This window comes from Allobosea thiooxidans (genome assembly GCF_900168195.1).
Lineage (GTDB): Bacteria > Pseudomonadota > Alphaproteobacteria > Rhizobiales > Beijerinckiaceae > Allobosea > Allobosea thiooxidans.
Window position 1 is genome coordinate 296840 of record NZ_FUYX01000003.1, and the last position, 20189, is coordinate 317028.

20 protein-coding genes are annotated in these 20189 nt (G+C 69.0%); 14 read left to right on the forward strand and 6 right to left on the reverse strand.

Annotation, left to right across the window (positions count from 1 at the left end; all coding sequences use genetic code 11):
* Positions 1-128 precede the first annotated feature (128 nt).
* Together B5Y19_RS07280 and B5Y19_RS07285 are read right to left on the reverse strand one after the other, a co-directional pair.
* Positions 129-479 carry a hypothetical protein gene (locus tag B5Y19_RS07280; RefSeq protein ID WP_055727024.1) on the reverse strand — a complete coding sequence of 117 codons (351 nt, stop codon included), beginning with the start codon at positions 477-479 and terminating at the stop codon, positions 129-131.
* 184 nt (positions 480-663) lie between these two features.
* The gene (locus B5Y19_RS07285; protein ID WP_055727055.1) at positions 664-1638 is read right to left on the reverse strand and encodes a quinone oxidoreductase family protein; all 975 of its coding nucleotides are present in this window, start codon (positions 1636-1638) and stop codon (positions 664-666) included.
* Positions 1639-1771: 133 nt separating this feature from the next.
* Here B5Y19_RS07285 and B5Y19_RS07290 point away from each other — a divergent pair, with 133 nt between their 5' ends.
* Positions 1772-2959: a UbiH/UbiF family hydroxylase gene (locus B5Y19_RS07290; protein ID WP_055727023.1), complete on the forward strand. Its 1188-nt coding sequence runs from the start codon at positions 1772-1774 to the stop codon at positions 2957-2959.
* 229 nt (positions 2960-3188) lie between these two features.
* Here B5Y19_RS07290 and B5Y19_RS07295 read toward each other — a convergent pair whose 3' ends face one another.
* Complete coding sequence (locus tag B5Y19_RS07295) at positions 3189-4313, reverse strand: CaiB/BaiF CoA transferase family protein (RefSeq protein WP_055727054.1); 1125 nt, start codon at positions 4311-4313, stop codon at positions 3189-3191.
* Between the two features lie 148 nt (positions 4314-4461).
* Entirely contained in the window at positions 4462-5433 is a 972-nt protein-coding gene (locus B5Y19_RS07300; RefSeq protein WP_055727022.1) for an AEC family transporter, read from the reverse strand.
* 269 nt (positions 5434-5702) lie between these two features.
* On the opposite strand from B5Y19_RS07300, the gene B5Y19_RS07305 reads away from it, so the two are divergent.
* Complete coding sequence (locus tag B5Y19_RS07305) at positions 5703-6752, forward strand: HpcH/HpaI aldolase/citrate lyase family protein (protein WP_055727021.1); 1050 nt, start codon at positions 5703-5705, stop codon at positions 6750-6752.
* 113 nt (positions 6753-6865) lie between these two features.
* The gene (gene hspQ, locus B5Y19_RS07310; protein WP_055727020.1) at positions 6866-7195 is read left to right on the forward strand and encodes a heat shock protein HspQ; all 330 of its coding nucleotides are present in this window, start codon (positions 6866-6868) and stop codon (positions 7193-7195) included.
* 127 nt (positions 7196-7322) lie between these two features.
* Here hspQ and B5Y19_RS07315 read toward each other — a convergent pair whose 3' ends face one another.
* Complete coding sequence (locus B5Y19_RS07315) at positions 7323-8132, reverse strand: invasion associated locus B family protein (RefSeq protein ID WP_055727019.1); 810 nt, start codon at positions 8130-8132, stop codon at positions 7323-7325.
* A 294-nt stretch (positions 8133-8426) separates the two neighbouring features.
* Between B5Y19_RS07315 and B5Y19_RS07320 the strand changes: the two genes are divergently transcribed.
* The 3 genes from B5Y19_RS07320 to B5Y19_RS07330 are packed head-to-tail and all read left to right on the forward strand — an operon-like array spanning position 8427 to position 11613.
* On the forward strand, positions 8427-10226 hold the full coding sequence (locus B5Y19_RS07320) for an extracellular solute-binding protein (RefSeq protein ID WP_244555511.1): 1800 nt from the start codon (positions 8427-8429) through the stop codon (positions 10224-10226).
* A gap of 10 nt (positions 10227-10236) precedes the next feature.
* Positions 10237-11268: an AMP-binding protein gene (locus tag B5Y19_RS07325; RefSeq protein ID WP_055727017.1), complete on the forward strand. Its 1032-nt coding sequence runs from the start codon at positions 10237-10239 to the stop codon at positions 11266-11268.
* Positions 11269-11313: 45 nt separating this feature from the next.
* The gene (locus tag B5Y19_RS07330) at positions 11314-11613 is read left to right on the forward strand and encodes a hypothetical protein (RefSeq protein WP_055727016.1); all 300 of its coding nucleotides are present in this window, start codon (positions 11314-11316) and stop codon (positions 11611-11613) included.
* Here B5Y19_RS07330 and B5Y19_RS07335 read toward each other — a convergent pair.
* Positions 11585-12322, reverse strand: a complete 738-nt coding sequence (locus B5Y19_RS07335; RefSeq protein ID WP_342060150.1) for a ceramidase domain-containing protein — start codon at positions 12320-12322, stop codon at positions 11585-11587. The two genes, B5Y19_RS07330 and B5Y19_RS07335, sit on opposite strands and share 29 nt — an antisense overlap.
* A gap of 101 nt (positions 12323-12423) precedes the next feature.
* Between B5Y19_RS07335 and B5Y19_RS07340 the strand changes: the two genes are divergently transcribed.
* The 8 genes from B5Y19_RS07340 to B5Y19_RS07375 all read left to right on the forward strand — a co-directional run bounded on the left by B5Y19_RS07340 (position 12424) and on the right by B5Y19_RS07375 (position 20102).
* Positions 12424-12705 carry a YARHG domain-containing protein gene (locus B5Y19_RS07340; RefSeq protein ID WP_055727014.1) on the forward strand — a complete coding sequence of 94 codons (282 nt, stop codon included), beginning with the start codon at positions 12424-12426 and terminating at the stop codon, positions 12703-12705.
* 247 nt (positions 12706-12952) lie between these two features.
* On the forward strand, positions 12953-14464 hold the full coding sequence (locus tag B5Y19_RS07345; protein ID WP_055727013.1) for a helicase HerA domain-containing protein: 1512 nt from the start codon (positions 12953-12955) through the stop codon (positions 14462-14464).
* A 268-nt stretch (positions 14465-14732) separates the two neighbouring features.
* Positions 14733-15767: an aldo/keto reductase gene (locus B5Y19_RS07350; protein ID WP_055727012.1), complete on the forward strand. Its 1035-nt coding sequence runs from the start codon at positions 14733-14735 to the stop codon at positions 15765-15767.
* A gap of 178 nt (positions 15768-15945) precedes the next feature.
* Positions 15946-16563 (forward strand): anthranilate synthase component II, encoded by a 618-nt coding sequence (locus B5Y19_RS07355; RefSeq protein WP_055727011.1) that lies wholly within the window; start codon positions 15946-15948, stop codon positions 16561-16563.
* Between the two features lie 15 nt (positions 16564-16578).
* A complete protein-coding gene (gene trpD / locus B5Y19_RS07360; protein ID WP_055727010.1) occupies positions 16579-17592 on the forward strand; it encodes an anthranilate phosphoribosyltransferase in 1014 nt (337 codons plus the stop codon).
* Between the two features lie 7 nt (positions 17593-17599).
* Positions 17600-18412 carry an indole-3-glycerol phosphate synthase TrpC gene (gene trpC, locus B5Y19_RS07365; RefSeq protein WP_055727009.1) on the forward strand — a complete coding sequence of 271 codons (813 nt, stop codon included), beginning with the start codon at positions 17600-17602 and terminating at the stop codon, positions 18410-18412.
* On the forward strand, positions 18409-18891 hold the full coding sequence (moaC, locus tag B5Y19_RS07370; protein ID WP_079591291.1) for a cyclic pyranopterin monophosphate synthase MoaC: 483 nt from the start codon (positions 18409-18411) through the stop codon (positions 18889-18891). Before trpC ends, moaC begins: the two co-directional genes overlap by 4 nt.
* On the forward strand, positions 18891-20102 hold the full coding sequence (locus tag B5Y19_RS07375; RefSeq protein ID WP_055727007.1) for a molybdopterin molybdotransferase MoeA: 1212 nt from the start codon (positions 18891-18893) through the stop codon (positions 20100-20102). Before moaC ends, B5Y19_RS07375 begins: the two co-directional genes overlap by 1 nt.
* Positions 20103-20189: the final 87 nt, after the last annotated feature.

Consider the following 20189-nt stretch of genomic DNA (forward strand, 5'->3'; position numbering starts at 1 on the left):
ATTTCGCAGAAATGGCGTTTCGAACGATGGTTCGGGAGGCGCCGGAACCATCTGGAGCATCCTTCGAGACGCCGCTCGCGCGGCTCCTCGGGATGAGGGCTGCGGGTTCCCCCTGAGCCTTCACCTTCTCAGTTGAAAGCGCAAAGGCGGCGGATGGTGCGGCCGCCGCGGTCGCGCGCGGTGCCCAGGCTGGTGCAGGCGTCGCTCGCCATGACGGCTTCGGCCTGCTTCGGCGGCTCGGCGCAGGTGCCGATCGCGCAGCCGGTCGCGGCATAACGCGAGCGAACCGGGCCAGGGACGCGGACGCGCCCCTTGTCGGCACCCTGCAGGATCGCATCGGCGTGGGTTGCGGGCTGCCCACCGATTCCCCGGGCCTGCTGGGCCAGCGCGACGCCCGACAGGGCGAGAACCGCAAAGAGGAAGGCAGTGGCCTGAAACTTGGTCGACATGGACGTCGGGTCCCGGATCGTCGCCAGCATGCGCTGGCACCGATTCGTCGCGGCGCTTCACGTCCGGGTTCACGCCCCGCAGAAAAAATGCGCCCGGATGCCCGGGCGCATTGCACTCGTCTCGCGTCATTCCCGGGCTTGCCCCGGGAATCTCATGACCAGGGATCTCGGGTTTCCGAGACGCCCGGGGCAAGCCCGAGCATGACGACCCCGGTCAGGGAATCAGGACCGTCGAGCCCGTGGTGCCGCGCGATTCCAGCAGGCGATGAGCGTCCGCCGCATCCTTCAGCGGGAAGGTCGCGTTGACCGGCACCTTGACCTTGCCGCTCGTCACCGCCTCGAACAGGTTCTTCGCCATCGCGACCATGGTCTCGCGCTTCGCCGTGTGGGTGTTCAGCGTCGGGCGCGTGACATAGAGCGAGCCCTTGGTCGAGAGGATGCCGAGATTGAAGGCCTCGACGGCGCCGGAGGCGTTGCCGAAGGAGACCATCAGGCCGAGCGGCTTCAGCGTGTCGAGCGACTTCATGAAGGTGTCCTTGCCGACGCCGTCATAGACCACGTCGCAGAGCCTGCCGCCGGTGATCTCCTTCACCCGGGCGACGAAATCCTCCTCGCGATAGTTGATGACCTGGTCGGCGCCATGGGCCCTGGCGAGCGCGACCTTTTCCTTCGAGCCGGCCGTGCCGATCACGGTGGCGCCCAGCGCCTTGCCCCATTGGCAGAGGATCAGGCCGGTCGCGCCCGCGGCGGCATGGACGAGGATGGTGTCGCCCGGCTTCACCTTGTAGGTCCGGTGCAGCAGGTATTCGGCGGTCAGGCCCTTCAGCATCATGCTGGCGGCGGCCTCGTAGGAGATGGCCTGCGGCAGCGCCACGACCGAGGCGGCCGGCACGATGCGCTCCTCGGCATAGGCGCCGAGCGCCGAGACGACCGCGACGCGATCGCCCGGCTTGAACTCCGTGACGTTCGGGCCGACGGCGAGCACGTCGCCGGCGCTCTCATTGCCCAGCACGAAGGGCAGCTGCGGCGCCGGATAGAGGCCGGAACGGAAATAGGTGTCGATGAAATTGAGGCCGATCGCCCGGTTGCGGAGCAGGATCTCGCCGGGGCCGGGCTGCGGCAGCGTGATGTCCTCGAACTGGAGGACGTCCGGACCGCCGGTCTTGTGGGCGCGGATGGCTTTGACCATGAAAAGCATCTCCTTCGGATGGATGCCCGACCTTAGTTCATCGGGCGGGAAAGGCATCCTTGCCGAACGCAGAACGCACCTTGCGACTTTGCGGCCCGTGGCCAAAACGCCGCTCTTCGGATAGCGAGGAAGCATGAGCACGCATGACGCCGATCCGGTCGACATCGCCATCGTGGGCGCCGGCGCCGTCGGCCTCGCCGCCGCGCTGGCGCTGAGCCGCGAAGGCCGCAGCGTCGCGCTGCTCGGCCCGGTCGCGACGCCCCGCGACGGCCGCACCGTCGCGCTGCTCGACGGCTCCTGGCGGCTGCTGAGCGAGCTCGGCATCCGGGAGGCCATGCTGGAGAAGGCGGCTCCGCTTTCGGTGATGCGCCTCGTCGACGACAGCGGCAGCCTGTTCCGCCAGCCGCCGGTGGAGTTCCGCGCCTCCGAGATCGGGCTCGAGGCCTTCGGCTGGAACATCGAGAACGCCGACCTGACGGCGATCCTGGCCGAAAAGGCCGGTACGATCCCCGGCCTGCGGATGATCCCCGCCTTCGTCCGCAGCATCGCGCCGGAGACCGACGGCATCCGCCTCTCCGGAGACGGCTTCAATACGGTGAAGGCCCGGCTCGTCGTCGGCGCCGACGGGCGCAACTCGCAGGTTCGCGCCGTGGCCGCCATCGAGAGCCGGGAGTGGCGCTATCCGCAGGTGGCGCTGACGGCGATCTTCGGGCATCGCCGCGACCATCGCGAGGCCTCGACGGAATTCCATACCCGCAAGGGGCCCTGCACCCTCGTCCCCCTGCCAGGGCGCCGCTCCTCCCTGGTCTGGCTGCTCGACCCGGATGAGGCGGAAAGCGTCGCGGCCCTCGACGATGCCGCCTTCGCTTTGCGGGTCGAGCGGCAGGTGCAGTCCCTGCTCGGGGCGATGACCGTGCAGGGGCCACGCGGCAAGGTGCCGATGGGCGGTCTTTCGGTCACGCATTTCGGCGCCGGCCGGATGGCGCTGATCGGCGAGGCCGCGCATGTCTTCCCGCCGATCGGGGCGCAGGGGCTCAATCTCGGCCTGCGCGACGTCGCGGCGCTGCGCGAGGCGCTCGAAGGTGTGCGTGATTCCGGCGGCGACGCGGTGATCGCCGAATATGACGCGGCCCGGCAGGCCGATGTCCGCCTGCGCACCGGCGCGGTCGACATGCTCAACCGGACGCTGCTGACCGATCTGCTGCCGGCCGATCTCCTGCGCGGCGCCGGACTGCTGGCGCTGTCCGAAATCGCCCCCTTGCGGCGCTTCGTGATGCGGCAGGGGCTGGCAGGCGGCAGCGCTCGGCAAGATCAGGCGTGAAGCGTGCGGGCTTTCCGGGCTTCGCGTCAGCGAAGCCCCCTGAGGCCATGGACCTCGCATTTCGGTCATAACCGGGCTTGTCCCGACCATCCACGCCCTCCCTTATCGAGGGCGGAGGCCAAGACGCGGCTGCTCGCCACAAGGGCGAGCATGACGATAGCTGGAATGGCGTCGTGGTCATGGGTTCCGGGCTCAGGCCTCCGGCCCGGCCCGGAATGACGACGGAGGTTCACTCCTTTTCGCCCAAGACCTTTCGCGTATCGGCCCCACTCGCCGCGACCTTGCGCAGCGCGGCGGCGCGCTCGCGGAACAGCGGGGCCAGCGGCAGCGGCGTCGAAACGAGGCGCCGGCCGCCCGGCTCCTCGACCTGCGCGTCGAGCAGGCCGCGGGCGGTCATCTGCGGATCGCTGACCGCTTCCTCCAGCGTCCGCACCACCGTGCAGCAACAATCCAGCGGCTCCAGCACGGCGCGCCAATGACCGGCGCTCTCCGAGGCGACGATGCGCGCGATGCCCGCGCGGGTCGCCTCCGGATCGCGGCGGTCGTCGCGCAGCGCCGCATCGAGGCCGATGCCGTCACAGAAGCCCTGCCAGAATTTCGGCTCCAGCGCGCCCACCGCGAGGAACCAGCCATCGGCGGTCGCGTAGAGCCCGTAGCGCGGGCTTTGCCCCGTCAACAGCCCTTCGCCGCCATCCGGGAAGGAGCCCGTCACCTGACCCTGTGCCAGCCCGTACCAGGCGAAGGTCGGCATCGCATCGGCCATCGCGATGTCGAGATGGCAGCCCTCGCCGCTGCGCCCACGCTGGAGCAGCGCCAGCAGGATGTTGAGCACCGCCGGCATGGTGCCGCCGGCGATGTCGGCGACCAGAGGCGGCGGCAAGGGCGGCGGCTCGCCGCGCTCGAGCGACTGGCCGAGCAGCCCGCCGAGCGCCTGATAGTTGATGTCGTGCCCGGCCTCCTGGGCGCGCGGGCCGGATTGGCCATAGCCGCTGATCGAGCAGTAGATCAGCCGCGGATTGAGCACCTTGAGCGCTTCGTAGCCAAAGCCGAGACGCTCCATCACGCCCGGCCGGAACTGTTCGATCAGGATGTCGGCCTGCGCGATCAGCGGACTCAGCCGCGCCAGCGCATCGGCCGCCTTGAGATCGATCTCGACGCTCTCCTTGCCGCGGTTGAGCACCGCGAAGGGCGCCGCCGTCTCGCCGAAGCGCGGCGGGAAGCCGCGCATGTCCTCGCCGCCCGGCCGCTCGATCTTGATCACGCGCGCGCCGGCCTCGGAAAGGAAGAGGCTCGCCAGAGGACCGGGCAGGAGCGTCGAGAAATCGAGGACCAGCAGGTCGTCCAGCGGCAGCATCGGCATCCCCGGTTCTATCGCGCTTTCCAGTCGAAATGGACCATCATTGCGAGCGCAGCGAAGCAATCCAGGGGCGGCAGAGCTCTACGTCCCCCTGCTTCGTCGCTTCGCTCCCCGCAATGACGGCCCCGTCCGATCATGCCTACCTCTAATGGAAGAGGTCTGCCGCTATCCTGCCCGTCTTCACCAGCCACAGGAAGCCCGGCAGCGTGATCATCGACACGATGGTGCCGACCAGGATGCAGGCCGAGGCACGCTCGATGCCGACGCGATATTGGGTCGCGATCACGAAGATGTTCAGCGCCGGCGGCAGCGCCGCCATGATGATCGCGGCATAGATCCAGTGGGCCGGAATGCCGCCTAGCGCCGACAACAGAATCCAGACCAGCAACGGGTGCAGCAGGAGCTTGATCACGACCAGCCCCGGAACCTCGCCGGGCATCGCCTTCATCGGCCGCAGCGCGACCGTGACACCGAGCAGGAACAGCGCGCAGGGCGCGGCCGCCTGCGAGAGCCAGAGCACCATCCGGTCGATCGCGACGGGCAGCTCCAGCTTGAAATAGCTCGCCGCGACGCCGGCCAGCGTCGCGAGGTTGAAGGGGTGGGTCAGCACCCGCCAGATCACCTCGCGCGTCGTGGCGAGGATGCTCTTCTTCTCGACGCCGGCCAGCGCCATCAGGAACGGCACGAGCGAGAACAGCAGGATGTTGTCGAAGACGAAGATCAGGACGACGGGGGCGCTGGCGGAAGGGCCGAGCGCCGCCAGGATCAGCGGCGGGCCCATATAGCCGATGTTCGAATAGGCGCCCGCGACGCCCTGCATGACCGCCTGCGGCATGTCGCCCTTGTTGTGCTTCAGCCCGAGGGCGAAGGAGAGGCAGAAGGCGCAGAAGGTCGCCGCGGTCGTTCCGGCGATGAACTTCCAGTTGGCGAGTTCGCTCAGCGGCTTGTCGGCGATCAGCCGGTAGAACAGCGGCGGCAGCGCAACATAGATCAGGAAGAACTGCAGCCAGGCGAGCCCGGCCTCCGGCAGCTGCTTGTAGCGGCCGATGGCGAAGCCGAGCAGGATCAGCCCGAAGAAGGGCGCCACCAGGTTGAAGATGCTGAGAAGCTCGGCCATCGGCGCGTCATGTCCTGCAGTCAAGGCGCCCGCCCGAACCTCGGATTGTCGCGGACAGCTGCATCTAGCGCATGACACAGGCCCGGCAAGGCCATCCGCACCGCACCGCCCTGCCCTGAAAGCAGGCAAGGACTGCAAGCCTAGGACATTAAACCCATCTACCAACGAAGGAAAACAAGCCTAGGCCTGGAAACCTACATCATCGAAAGACCCATGGACGCGCGCCGCGCGCTCGGCCACATTCGCTGCATTGCAGCATGGAGCGCCCGATGACCGCCAAGACGCCGCGCCAATTCTTCCGCCCGCTCGCGATCGGCGCGCCGGAGCCCTATCGCGAGCTGCCGCTCAGGCTCGAGCGCATGATTCATTTCGTGCCGCCGCATCTGGAGAAGGTCCGGGCCAAGGTCGGCGAGCTCGCCGGGCAGGTCGACATCCTGCTCGGCAATCTGGAGGACGCGATCCCGGTCGAGGCCAAGCAGGCCGCGCGCGACGGCTTCATCGCGATGGGCAAGGCCCTGGATTTCGGCGAGACCGGGCTTTGGGTGCGCGTGAATGCCCTGAACTCCCCGTGGTTCCTCGACGACATCGGCGCGATCATGGCCGAGATCGGCGGCAAACTCGACGTGGTGATGGTGCCCAAGGTCGAAGGACCGTGGGATATCCACTATGTCGATCAGCTCCTCGCCCAGTTCGAGGCGCGCCATGCCCTGCGCAAGCCGATCCTGATCCACGCCATCCTGGAAACAGCGGAAGGCGTGAAGAATGTCGAGACGATCGCCACCGCCTCGCCGCGCATGCATGGCATGAGCCTCGGCCCGGCCGACCTCGCCGCCTCGCGCGCGATGAAGACGACGCGCGTCGGCGGCGGCCATCCCGAATACAAGGTGATCGCCGACCCCTCCCCCGATGGCGGCCCGCGCGCCGTCGCGCAGCAGGATCTCTGGCACTACACGCTCGCCAAGATGGTCGACGCCTGCGCCGCCGCCGGGATCAAGCCCTTCTACGGCCCCTTCGGCGATTTCGCCGACGCCCCCGCCTGCGAGGCGCAGTTCCGCAACGCGTTCCTGCTCGGCTGCGCCGGGGCCTGGACGCTCCATCCCTCGCAGATCGCGATCGCCAAGCGTGTGTTCAGCCCGGACCCGGCCGAGGTCGCCTTCGCCCGACGCATCCTGGAGGCGATGCCGGACGGCTCGGGCGCCGTGATGATCGACGGCAAGATGCAGGACGACGCGACCTGGAAGCAGGCCAAGGTCATCGTCGACCTGGCGCGGCAGGTGGCGGCGCGCGACCCGGACCTGGCAAAACATTACGGAATGTGATGGGAGAGCGCCTTCAATCGATTGATCTCGACGCATTTACGACGCATTGCTCTCGTTCAAGGCGGCAAGACCTTAAGCCGGCGGCGGATCGGCCGGCCCAATATGGACAAGTCATGGAAGCGCGTTCGGCCAAATTCCGGATCGGGCAGGTGGTCAAGCACCGCATCTACCCGTTCCGCGGCGTGATCTTCGACGTCGACCCGGTCTTCTCCAACACCGAGGAATGGTGGATGGCGATTCCGGAGAACATGCGCCCGTCGAAGGACCAGCCCTTCTACCATCTCTTCGCCGAAAACGAGGAGACGGAATATGTCGCCTATGTCTCCGAACAGAATCTCGTCAGCGACGATTCCGGTGCGCCGGTCCGGCATCCCCGGGCCCGGGAGTTCTTCCGGCGCGACCGCAAGGGTCACTACCGGATCGACCGCACCGAGCTGAACTGAAGAGCCCGTCCCGGCGCGGAGGCAACCCTCCCGGCGCTCCGGACCGCACTCGTCTCGACCTCGAACGAAGAAGGCCGGCCCCGCAAGGGGCCGGCCTTCCCGTTTTTTCAGCGCTCTTGCCGAGAGCTCACTGCTTCGGCGGCGTCGCCGGCAGGGTCGGAGTGGCACCCGGGGCAGCGCCGGGAGCGGGCGCAGCGCCCGGAGCGGCATTGGCGCCGCCGGCGCCGAGGCGCTGGCGCAGCTCTTCCTGGCGCTTGGACAGCTCGTCCTGCAGCTGCTTCTGCTGCTCCTCGAGCACCTTCGGATCGATCGCCGCGCCATCGAAGCCCTTGGCGAAATCGGCCAGCGGGATCGCGAAGGTGACCTCGCGGGCGCCCTGATTCTGGACGCTGACGTTGAGCGTGGTGCCCTTCTTCATCGCGTTGATGAAGTCGTCCTTGACCTGCGCCTCGGCGAAGCAGCCGTTCGGGAAGCAGATCGCGTAGCGGCCGCCGGTCGGCTGGGCGTTGTCGACACCGAAGCGGATGCCGGGCTGCAGCAGCAGGCCGAGCGGCATCAGGAAGCGCACGATCTTGGTGGCGTCGCCCTTCACGTCATAGACCGCTGCGGCGAGCACCGGCTGGCCCTGGTCCGAGACGAAGTCGCGGGTGGTGTAGCAGATTTCCTTGTTGGCGGCCTGGTCCTTGCCGCAGACCTTGGTCCAGCTCGTCTGCGACGGCTCGGGCTTGACCTGCACCACGGTCGGCCCGCTGGCGGCGGCGCCACCCTGCTGGGCCGGCTGCTGGGCCGGGGCGGCGGGCTGCTGCGCCGGAGCGGCGGGGCGCTGGGCCGGAGCGGGACGCTGGGCCTGCGCGAAAGCCGCGACGGGCGCAAAGCCGACCGCCGCGCTGAGAACCAGCCCTAGAGCGGACGATGACAGGCGAAACGAAGCGGACATTCCTTGTCTTTCCTTATCAGGCGAATTCGGGATCACGACTTCGCAAGCCGCGCGCGTCACCGCCGACGCGCCCAATCGCATGGCTGCGCCGGCCACCTCAGGCCGAGCACATCAAGGGCGATTGAGGCGTTTGAATGACACCCTGCCCCGCCTTTAGCGAGTTCGCGCGCCAGATTCCAGCCCGAATAGCTGCATGGCCCTGAGCTACCCATGCTATTCTTGCGCAGGGAATCAGGCTGGACGATGGAATTTCTTGGCATGCCCTTGGCGACGAGCCGCCGCAGGGTCAACTTGATGCTCGCGCTGAGCCCGCTCGCCCTTCTGGCGCGCGGGACGAAGGCGCTGGCCGATTCGGCCCCCGCACAGCACGCCATCGCGATGCATGGCCGGCCGGCGCTGCCCTCCGGCTTCTCCCACCTGCCCTATGCCGACCCCAAGGCGCCGCGCGGCGGGCGCATCGTTCTCGGCCTCCAGGGCACCTTCGACAGCCTCAATCCACTGATCGTGCTGGGCGTCGCGCCCGACGCCGTGCCGAAATACGTCCAGCAGAGCCTGCTCTTCCGCTCCGCCGACGAGCCCTTCACCGGCTATGGCCTGCTCGCCGCGCGCGTCGAGCTCAATCCGGAGCGGACCAGGCTCGCCTTCGAACTCGACCCGCGCGCGACCTTCTCGGACGGCGCCCCGGTCACCGCCGCGGACGTGCTCTTCACGGTCGAGATGCTGCGGACGAAGGGCAAGCCGTTCCATCGCTCCAGCCTGGCGCGGATCAGCAAGGCGTCGGCGCCCTCGCGGCTGCGGGTCGAATTCGAGCTCGGCGACGGCTCCAACCGCGAATTGCCGCTGGTGATCGGCGGGCTGCCGATCTTCGCCAAGCACGCGACGAATGCCGAGACCTTCGGCGAAACGAGCTTCAAGCCGGCGCTCGGCTCCGGCCCCTACGCGATCAGCGAGGTGCGCCCCGGCGAGTCGCTGACGCTGAAGCGGCGCGCCGATTTCTGGGCGGAGGACCACCCGCTGACGCGCGGCCTCTTCAACGCCGAAGAGATCCGCTACGACTTCTACCGGGATTCGAATGCACTGTTCGAGGCCTTCAAGGCCGGCCTCTACGACGTCCGGCTCGAGGGCGACCCGACGCGCTGGATGACCGGCTACGACGTGCCGGCCGTGCATGACGGACGCATCATCAGGCAGACCCTGCATTTCGACACGCCCAAGGGCATGACCGGCCTCGTCTTCAACACCCGCCGCGGCGTCTTCGCCGATATTCGGGTGCGCGAGGCGCTCGGGCTGCTGTTCGATTTCGAATGGGTCAACCGCAACCTGTTCCATGGCGTCTATCGCCGGGCCGGCAGCTTCTTCTCCGATTCGGAGCTCTCGGCGCTGGGCGTGCCGGCCGATGCGCGGGAGAAGGCCCTGCTCGCCGCCTTCCCGGGCGCCGTGCGCGACGACATCCTGGCCGGCACCTGGCGCCCCTCGGAAACGGACGGCTCGGGCCGCGACCGCGAGCAGGCGCGCCGGGCGCTCGACCTGCTCAAAGCCGCCGGCCACTCGCTTCAGGACGGCGTACTGCGCAACGGCAAGGGCGAACCCTTCGCCTTCGAGATCACCGTGACCAACCGGCCGCAGGAGCGGCTCGCGCTGAACTATGCCCAGTCCCTCTCCCGGCTGGGCATCGCGGCCTCGGTGCGGCTGATCGACGACGTGCAGTACTGGCGCCGGCTTTCGGCCTTCGATTTCGACATGATCCAGTGGACCTGGCCGGCTTCCGCCTCGCCGGGCAACGAGCAGATCGGCCGCTGGGGCGCGGCGAATGCCGGGCGCAAGGGCTCGCTGAACTATGCAGGCGTGGCCTCGCCCGCCATCGACGCCACGCTTCAGGCCCTGCTCGGAGCGCGCGAGCGGGAGGATTTCGTCGCCGCGATCCGTACGCTCGATCGCCTGCTGGTCTCCGGCTTCTATGTCGTGCCGCTCTACTATCTGCCCGACACCTGGCTCGCCCATGCCCGCGAGGTCGTGCTGGCCGGGCGCCAGCCGGCCTATTTCCTCTCCAACGAAACGCTGGCGCGCCTCCCGGCGCCCACCCCCGCCAACTGAAGGGCCGTCGATGCGGGCAGAACAGGACGAAGCTTCCGCCCTGCTCGACGGGCTCGACATCGACACGCTGCTCAAGGCCCTGACGCGCGGGCGCGGCTACGAGGCCGCCCTGCGCGACCCACCCGGCCGGCGCGGCTGGAGCGACGTCAATCCGGCCTCGATCAACTTCGTCCAGCTCGACGAGCGCATCGACCGGCTGGCGCGGCTCCTGACCATCAACAAGGGCCAGCCCGGCGCCAGCGTGGCGATCATGGCGCCGCTGGGCCCGGAAGCGATCGTCTCGGTGCTCGCCAGCCTGCGCGCCGGGCTGTCGCCGCTGATGCTGCCGCTCCACGGCAACGAGCTCGAGCTGCTGCGCCTGATCGAGTCCGCCGGCGCGATCATGGCGCTCGGCGTCAGCCGCGTCGGACCGCTGCGGCCGCTGCTGATCCTGCGCAACCTCGCTATGCGGGCCTTCAGCACCCGCTTCGTCGGCGGCTTCGGGCCGGAGGTGCCGGACGGCGTCGCCCCGCTCGACATGCTGATGGCGAATGCGACGCTCCACCCCCTGCCGGAGCCGCGCGAACGGCCGCCGCTCCAGGTCGCCGACGCGCTGTCCTTGGACGGGCCGCAGCGCGTCTCCGAGCGGGAATTGCTGGGCAAGGCCCTCGACATCTCGCGCGCGCTCAAGCCGATGAACTCGTCGCGGATCGTGACGACGCTGGTCGGCGGAGACCTTGCCGCGCTGGCCAGCGGCCCGGGCATGGCGATGCTGACCGGCGTCGAATTGCTGCCGCTCGGCCCGTTCAGCCTCGGCGATCTCCAGGCCTGCGTCGAGGGCGGCCGCAGCGTCCATCTGGTCCTGCCCGGCAGCATGGAGGCGGCGCTGGCGCATTCGCGGCTCGCCGGCCATCCGGCCCTGGCCAGCCTCGTCCTCGTGCAGCGGGCGGGCGGCGAGCGCGCCTATCCGGCGATCGATCGCCCCGATCTCGCCATCGTCGACATCGCGGTGCATAGTGCTGCCGATATCACCGTCACCCGGCGCCAGACGCCCATGGGCTGAGTGACGCAAGAAGGACGCTGGGGCGCATTCCACGGAGTGTTCGCCATGCTGACCGTCGGTCTTGTCCTGATCTCCCTCTCGGCCGGCCCGGCCGTTCCGGCAACCGATACGGTGCCGCGCTTCGACATCGCCGTGTCCTGCGACACCGCCAACAAGGCGGCTTCCGGCATCGGCCGCCCCGTCCAGGCCTGCCTCGACGACGAGGAGAAGGCCCGCACCGCGCTCGAAATGCGCTGGTCCGAATACCCCATCCATGCGCGGCAGAGCTGCACCGAGAGCGTGAGCGTCGGTGGGCCGCCGAGCTATGTCCAGCTCATCACCTGCCTGGAAATGCGGAAGCAGTGATGCCCGGCCCCGACCCGGACAGCACGGTGGCGCGCAGCAGCAGGTAGAGCACCAGCGCATTGAGCAGGTGCCAGAGCCAATGCGTGCCCAGCGGGAAAGCCCCGCAGAGCAAGCCGTCGATGCTCCGCGTCGTCAGGGAAACCGCGAAGGCCAGGCCCGCCAGAGCCAGCAGCTTCCGTGGACGAGCAAGCGTGAGATCGGCCGGCAAGGCGAGCGCGATGCCGATCAGCCCCAGGAGGAACGCGGCGTAGCCGGCTGAGCCGGCCACGATCGCCGGCAGGAGCGCTCGCCCTGCCCAGGACAGGCTGAGCGCGAGGCAGAAAAAGGCGAGCGTCCCGGCCGCCGTCACCAGCCGGGAGGCGCCGAAGAAGCGACGCAGAGCGAAAGCGAAATAGCCGAAGGCGAAAAGCTGGATCGGCGCGACATCGGCCAGCAGGGTCCAGCGATTCGGCAAGGTGTGAAACAGGAAGGAGCCCATGCCGATGGCGCAAACCAGCAGGATGAAGGCGAGCGCCACACCGTCGCGCGCCGGCTGCCGGCGCCAGAGCCAGAAGGCCGCCAGCGCCGCCACGAGAAAGGCGCCGTTCGTCGCGGCATTGACGGGCTCCGCCCAGAAGCCTGCATCGAGGCGCTCGCAATAGCCGAACTGCATAGCCCCGTCCGCCCCCTGCTCCCGCTCCAGCAAAGCCCGCGGTCGCGACGCCGTCATGTCACATGCCGAAACTTGCCGTGCCCGAGACCCGGCTTGCGGACTTGCGTTGTCCGGGCCGCTCCGCAAATTTCGCGCACCCATTCCCGGAGACCGCCACCGTGCGCAGCCTATGCCTTCCGCTTTCCGCTGTCCTCCTGCTCGCAGCAGGAGCGACAAGCCCGGCGCATGCCGACCCGCGGGCCTGCGCCGATCTGTGGACCGCACGCAACGAGATCTACAAGGCGCGCGGCTACTGCTTCCGGACGAAGGCCGCGATCGCGGCTTTCGGCAATGCCGGCTGCCAATACGACAATGTCGAGGACCTGCCGCTCTCGGCCAATGACCACCGGGCGATCGCCGATATCATCCGGCAGGAACGGGCGCTGCGCTGCCCGCGCTAGAAGCGTCTGCCGATCGGACCGATTCGTCATTGCGAGCCCGGCGAAGCAATCCAGGGGCTGATGGAGCGCTTCGGCCCAGCCCGCCTGGATTGCTTCGTCGCTTCGCCCCTCGCAATGACGGCTCTCATGCGGCAACGGCGATTGCCTGTGGAAGGCAGACCGGCCCTGCGTCCAGCGGGGGCGTGGCCGTGCTAGAAGCGCCGGTCGCGCCCTCGCGCGAGATCAATCCAGGCGATTCACGAGTAGTATGACGACAGCGATCGAGATGGGAACGACACGGACCGGCGAACCCGGTCTCATCGATCTCGCCGAATTGCTGGCGACGCGCCTGCTCGTCCAGGGCAATTCCGGCTCGGGCAAGTCGCATCTGCTGCGCCGCCTGCTGGAGCAGAGCGCGCCGCTCGTCCAGCAGGCGATCATCGACCCGGAGGGCGATTTCGTCTCGCTCGCCGACCAGTTCGGCCATGTCGTGGTCGATGCCGAATGCGGCGAGGCCGAGCTGCAGCGCGTCGCGTTGCGTGTGCGCCAGCATCGCGTCTCGGTGGTCCTCAATCTCGAAAACCTCGAAGCCGACGAGCAGTTGCGCGCCACCGCCGCCTTTCTCGGCGGGCTCTTCGATGTCGACCGTTCGCTCTGGTTCCCGATGCTGATCGTCGTCGACGAAGCCCAGCTCTTCGCCCCCGTGATGGCGGGCGAGGCCTCGGACGAAGCGCGCCGGCTCTCGCTCGGCGCCATGACGAACCTGATGTGCCGCGGCCGCAAGCGCGGCCTCGCCGGCGTGATCGCGACGCAGCGCCTCGCCAAGCTCGCCAAGAACGTCGCCGCGGAAGCCTCCAACTTCCTGATGGGCCGCACCTTCCTCGACATCGACATGCAGCGCGCGGCCGACCTGCTCGGCATGGACCGGCGCCAGGCGGAGATGTTCCGAGACCTCGAGCGCGGCCAGTTCGTCGCGCTCGGCCCGGCCCTGTCGAAGCGGCCTCTGCCGCTGAGGATCGGCGCCGTCTCCTCGGTCGACCGCGGTGGCGCGCCGGGGCTGATGCCGCTGCCCGAGCAGGCGCCGGAAGAGGCCGGCAAGCTCATCTTCACGCCCGGCGAGGACGAGCCGCTGCCGATCGCGCGCACCATCCGCCCGGCGCCGCGTCCGCGCCCGAATCCGAGCGAAGTGCTGCGTCAGATCGAGAACTACCGCCCCGCCCCGCAGCCGGAGCCCGAGCCGGAGATCGAGCTCGAGCCGGCAGAGCGCGAGGCGATCATGGTCGAGATCCTGCGCGAGCTGATGGCCGATCCGGAGGCGCGCTCGCGCCAGGTCGCGGTGCTCTATCAGGATTTCACCGTGCGCTGCCGGATGCGCCGGCTCGGCCGTACGCATCTGAGCCTGGAGGAATTCCGCCGGAGGCTCGCCGTGGCGCGGGCCGGCGTCAGCGACAGCGTCGCGGGCAGCGAAGGCTGGCAGGCGGCCGTCGATGCCTCCGGCACGCTGCCGGAGGATCTGCAGGGGCTGTTCCTCTACATCGCCCGCACCGCGATCGAGGGCAGGCCGTGCCCCAGCGATGCGGAGCTGGCCGAGGTCTATGGCAGCCACTCGCCGAGCCGGGCGCGGCGCCTGCTCGGCTATATCGAGGAGCGCGGCCTGATCGTCGTCCACACCGACTTCCGCGGGCAGCGGACACTTGCCCTGCCGACGCTCGGAGTCGAGACCGCGCCCGGCCTGGCCCAGCCGCGGACGGCCGGGGTGCCGCGCAGCGCCCGCGGCTGACCGGCTTCAGCTTTTCCGCCCCTCAAGTCGTCCCGGGCCTGCCCCGGGGTCCATGCCTCAGCGTCGACGATCGGAGTTCCGGCATGAATCCCGGATCTCCGCTTCGCTGCGTCCGGGGCGGCGCGCGCCTCTTTCCAGGCCAGTATCTCTCCGAACGCTATGCGGCATCGGTTCGGTGACTTGAAGTCACGAATGCTGTTCCATCCGGCCGACTAATCGCGGCCATGGACCGGCTCCATCTTCCACCCTCCAAAATGGAGATCGGACAATGGAATACAGGCGATTGGGTGCATCGGGGTTGAAGGTCCCCGCCCTGAGTTTCGGCGCAGGCACCTTCGGGGGAACGGGGCCGCTCTTCGGCGCCTGGGGCAACACCGACGCCCAGGAAGCCCGCCGCCTCGTCGACATCTGCCTCGAAGCGGGACTCAACCTCTTCGACACGGCCGATGTCTATTCGAACGGCGCCTCCGAGGAAGTCCTCGGCGAGGCGATCAAGGGGCGGCGCCACAAGGTGCTGATCTCGACCAAGACCACCTTGCCGATGGGCGACGGCCCGAACGATGCCGGCTCCTCGCGCAGCCGGCTGATCAAGGCGACCGAGGATGCGCTGCGCCGGCTCGGCACCGACCATATCGACCTGCTGCAGCTGCACGCCTTCGATGCCGGCACGCCGGTCGAGGAGGTTCTCTCGACGCTCGATGCGCTCGTCCGGGCCGGGAAGCTGCGCCATGTCGGCGTCTCCAACTTCTCCGGCTGGCAGCTGATGAAGTCGCTCGCCGCGGCCGAGCGCCATGGCTGGCCGCGCTATGCCGCGCATCAGGTCTACTACTCGCTCGTCGGACGCGACTATGAATGGGAGCTGATGCCGCTCGGTCTCGATCAGGGCGTCGGCGCGCTGGTCTGGAGCCCGCTCGGCTGGGGTCGCCTCACCGGCAAGATCCGGCGCGGCCAGCCGCTCCCGGCCGGCAGCCGCCTGCACGAGACCGCCGAATTCGGCCCACCGGTCGAGGAGGAACAGCTCTACGCCATCGTCGACGTGCTCGACGCCATCGCGCAGGAGACCGGCAAGAGCGTGCCGCAGGTCGCGATCAACTGGCTGCTGCAGCGCCCGACGGTCTCCTCGGTCATCATCGGGGCCCGCAACGAGCAGCAGCTGCGCGACAATCTCGGCGCCGTCGGCTGGAATCTGACGGCCGAGCAGATCGCGCGCCTCGATGCCGCGAGCGTCCGCACGGCCCCCTACCCCTACTCCCCCTATCGGCGGCAGGAAGGCTTCGCCCGCCTCAACCCGCCGCCGGTCTGATCCGTCATTGCGAGGAGCAAGGCGACGACGCAATCCAGCGGCTGCAGGGCCGAACGCTTCAGCCAGCCCCTGGATGGCTTCGCTTCGCCCGCCGTGACGGCTGCGGCAGCGCCGCGCGAAACTTGACCAGCCCGCCTCGGAACGTGCATGACCTGTGGCCGTACTCACAGGTCCGGCCATGCGCGTTCTGTTGATCGACAACTACGACAGCTTCACCTGGAACCTGGTCCACCTGATCGGTGGGCTCGGGGCCGAGGTCGATGTCTGGCGTAACGACGCGCTCACCGTCGACGAGGCGCTGGCCGGCGATCACGATGCGATCGTGCTCTCGCCCGGTCCCTGCACGCCGAACGAGGCCGGAATCTGCCTCGATCTCGTCCGGCAGGGCGCAGCCGCCAAGCCGATCTTCGGCGTCTGCCTCGGCCTGCAGGCAATGGGCCAGGCCTTCGGCGGCGAGGTCGTGCGTGCCCCGATCCCGATGCACGGCAAGGTCTCGCCGATCCGGCACAAGGCGCGCGGCCTGTTCCGCGGCATCAACGGGCCGCTGCAGGCGACGCGCTATCATTCGCTCATCGTCGACCGCGACAGCTGCCCGACCGTCTTCGATGTCGAGGCGGAGACCGATGACGGCCTGATCATGGCGCTCTCGCACCGGGAGCTGCCGATTCATGGCGTCCAGTTCCACCCCGAGAGCATCGCCTCCGAGCACGGCGCGACGATCCTGCGGAACTTCCTCGACCTCGCCCAGCAATGGCGCAGCGAGCACCAAGCCGCCGCCCTGATCCCGTCAGCCTGATTCCGCAGAGCAACCATGGACGACTTCAAACCCTTCATCGCCAAGGTCGCAACCGGCGCGGCGCTCTCGCGCGAAGAGGCGCGCGACGCCTTCGACACGATTCTTTCGGGCGAAGTGACGAACGCACAATCGGCCGCCTTCCTGATGGCGCTGCGCGTGCGCGGCGAGACGATCGACGAGATCGCCGGCGCCGTCGGCGCCATGCGCGGCAAGATGCTGCCGGTCAAGGCGCCACCGGAGGCCATCGACATCGTCGGGACCGGAGGCGATTCCTCCGGCTCCTACAACGTCTCGACACTGGCCTCGATCATCACGGCCGCCTGCGGCGTGCCGGTGGCCAAGCACGGCAACCGCGCGGCCTCCTCGCGTTCCGGCGCGGCCGACGTGCTGACCGCGCTCGGCGTCAAGGTCGGGCTCGATTCCGCCGGCACGGAACGCTGCATCCGCGAAGCCGGGGTCGGCTTCATGTTCGCGCCGACGCATCACGCCTCGATGCGCCATGTCGCGCCGGTGCGTACCGAGCTTGGCACGCGCACGATCTTCAATCTGCTCGGCCCGCTCTCCAACCCCGCCGGGGTGAAGCGCCAGCTGATCGGCGCCTTCTCCGAGACCTGGCTCGAGCCGATGGTCAAGGTGCTGGCCTCGCTCGGCTCGACCCGCGTCTGGGCCGTGCACGGTTCGGACGGGCTCGACGAAATCACCACGACCGGCCCGACCCGCGTCGTTTCGCTGGAAAACGGCAGGATCGAGAGCTTTTCGATCAGCCCGAGCGATGTCGGCATCGCGCCCGCCCGGCCCGAGGATCTGCGCGGCGGCGAGCCCGAGCAGAACGCGGCCGCGCTGAATGCCGTGCTCGCCGGCGAGAAGACGGCCTTCCGCGATATCGCCGCCTTCAATGCGGCCGCGGCGCTGCTCGTCGCCGGCGTGGCCAGCGACCTGAAGGACGGCTTCGCGCGGGCTTCGGCCGCGCTCGATTCCGGCAAGGCCAAGGCGACGCTCGACGCGCTCGTCAAAGCCTCGAACGCGTGAGGGCGGCATGACCGACATCCTCGCCAGGATCGAAGCCTACAAGCGGAACGAGATCGCCGCCGCCAAGGCTGCTGTTCCGCCGGCCGAAATCGAGCGGCGCGCCCGTGCTGCCTCCAAGCCGCGCGGCTTCGCCGATGCGCTGGCTGCCAAGCTCACTCAGGGCCAGCCGGCCCTGATCGCCGAGATCAAGAAGGCGAGCCCGTCCAAGGGGCTGATCCGCGCCGATTTCGACCCGCCCTCGCTCGCCCGCGCCTATGCCGCGGGCGGTGCGGCCTGCCTCTCCGTGCTGACCGACGCCCCCTCCTTCCAGGGCCGGCCGGAATTCCTGACAGAGGCGCGCGAGGCTTCCGGCCTGCCGGCGCTGCGCAAGGATTTCCTCTACGACCCCTATCAGGTCTACGAGGCGCGCAGCTGGGGCGCCGACTGCATCCTGATCATCATGGCGGGCGTCGACGACGACACCGCCAGGGCTCTGAACGAGACCGCGCGCGAGCTCGGCATGGACGTGCTCGTCGAGGTCCATGACGACGCCGAGCTCGACCGGGCGCTCGCGCTCGAGAGCCGGCTGCTCGGCATCAACAACCGCGACCTGCGCAGCTTCCATGTCGATCTCGCGGTGACGGAACGGCTGGCGCCGCGCGTGCCGGCCGACCGCATCGTCATCGGCGAGAGCGGCATCTTCACCTATGCCGACATTCAGCGGCTCAACCAGGTTCGCGTGAACACCTTCCTCGTCGGCGAGAGCCTGATGCGGCAGGCCGACGTCACCGCAGCGACGCGCACGCTGCTGACCGGCCGGGCGCAAGAGAGCGCGGCGTGAGCCGGCTCAGCCATCTTGATGCCCAGGGCCAGGCGCATATGGTCGATGTCGGCGGCAAGGCCGAGACGACCCGCACGGCCATAGCCGAGGGCCAGGTCGTGATGGCGCCGGAGACGATCGCGATCGTGCGCGACGGCAACGCCAAGAAGGGCGACGTGCTCGGCACTGCGCGCCTCGCCGGCATCATGGCGGCCAAGCGCACGCATGAGCTGATCCCGCTCTGCCATCCGCTGCTGCTCAGCAAGATCGCCGTCGATCTCACCATCGACGAGGCCCTGCCGGGCGTGCGCGTGCGCGCCGAGGTCAGGATGAAAGGGCAGACCGGCGTCGAGATGGAGGCGTTGACCGCCGTCTCCGTCGCCTGCCTCACCGTCTACGACATGGTCAAGGCGGTCGACCGGGCGATGCGGATCGAGAACATCCGGCTCATGCACAAATCCGGCGGCCAGTCCGGCGATTACGACGCAAAGGCCCTCTGATGGCGCTCACCCCGGTCCCCGTTGCGCGCAAGGCGCTGCTCGACAGCATCCTGGGGCCGACGGAGGCGGAAACGCTGCCGCTGGCGCAATGCGCCTGGCGGGTGCTGGCCGGCGACCTGAAGGCGCTGCGGACCCAGCCCCCCTTCGCCAACTCGGCCATGGACGGCTATGCGGTGCGTGGCGACGACATGGCGGAAGGCGCGCCCCTCGCCGTGATCGGCGAATCCGCCGCGGGCCGGGCCTTCGAAGGATCGGTCGGCCCGGGCCAAGCCGTGCGCATCTTCACCGGCGCGCCGATGCCTGATGGAGCCGACACCATCCTGATCCAGGAAGATGCCGACGGCGTCGGCAGCCCGACGATCCGCGTAAGGGTGCCGCCGGCCAAGGGCAAGTTCCTGCGGGCGGCGGGGCTGGATTTCCGCGAGGGCGACGCGCTGCTGTCGGCCGGGCGGGTGCTCGACAGCGCGGCGCTGGGGCTCGCCGCCGCGATGGGCCATCCTTCGCTGCCGGTCCACCGCAAGCCGCGCGTCGCGATCCTCGCCACCGGCGACGAATTGGTGGCCCCGGGCGAGCCGGTGGGGCGCGACCAGATCGTAGCCTCGAACTCGTTCTCGCTGGCCGCGCTGGTCGAGAAGGCGGGCGGCACCGTGCTCGATCTCGGCATCGCCCGCGACGACCATGCCGACCTCGCCGCCAAGATCGCCCTGGCGCGGACGGCCGAAGCCGACGTGCTGATCACGCTGGGCGGCGCCTCGGTCGGCGCGCATGACCTCGTGCAGGAGGCGCTGACGCGGGCGGGCATGTCGCTCGGCTTCTGGAAGATCGCGATGCGCCCCGGCAAGCCGATGATGACCGGCCGGCTCGGCCGCATGGTGGTCGTCGGCCTGCCCGGCAACCCGGTCTCCTCGATCGTCTGCGGCCATCTCTTCGTGCTGCCGCTGGTCGAGGCCCTGCTCGGCATCGCCGATGCCGATCGTGACCGCAGCATCCCTGCCCTGCTGGGGCGCGACATGCCGGGCAATGACGAGCGCGAGGACTATCTGCGCTCCGAGCTTTCGCTGACGCCGGATGGCTGGGTGGCGACGCCCTTCGACCGCCAGGATTCCTCGATGCTCGGCACGCTGGCGCGGGCCCAGGCGCTGACGATCCGACCGGCTTTCGCCGCGCCGGCGAAGAAGGGCGAGCCCTGCCGGATCCTGCCGCTGCGGTAGCCTGCAGGTCGCCTGCTTGCGGAACACATGCAGAACGCGTATGGTGTTCGTGCTTTGTTTCGAATCTGCCTTTCAAGAGGCTGGCGG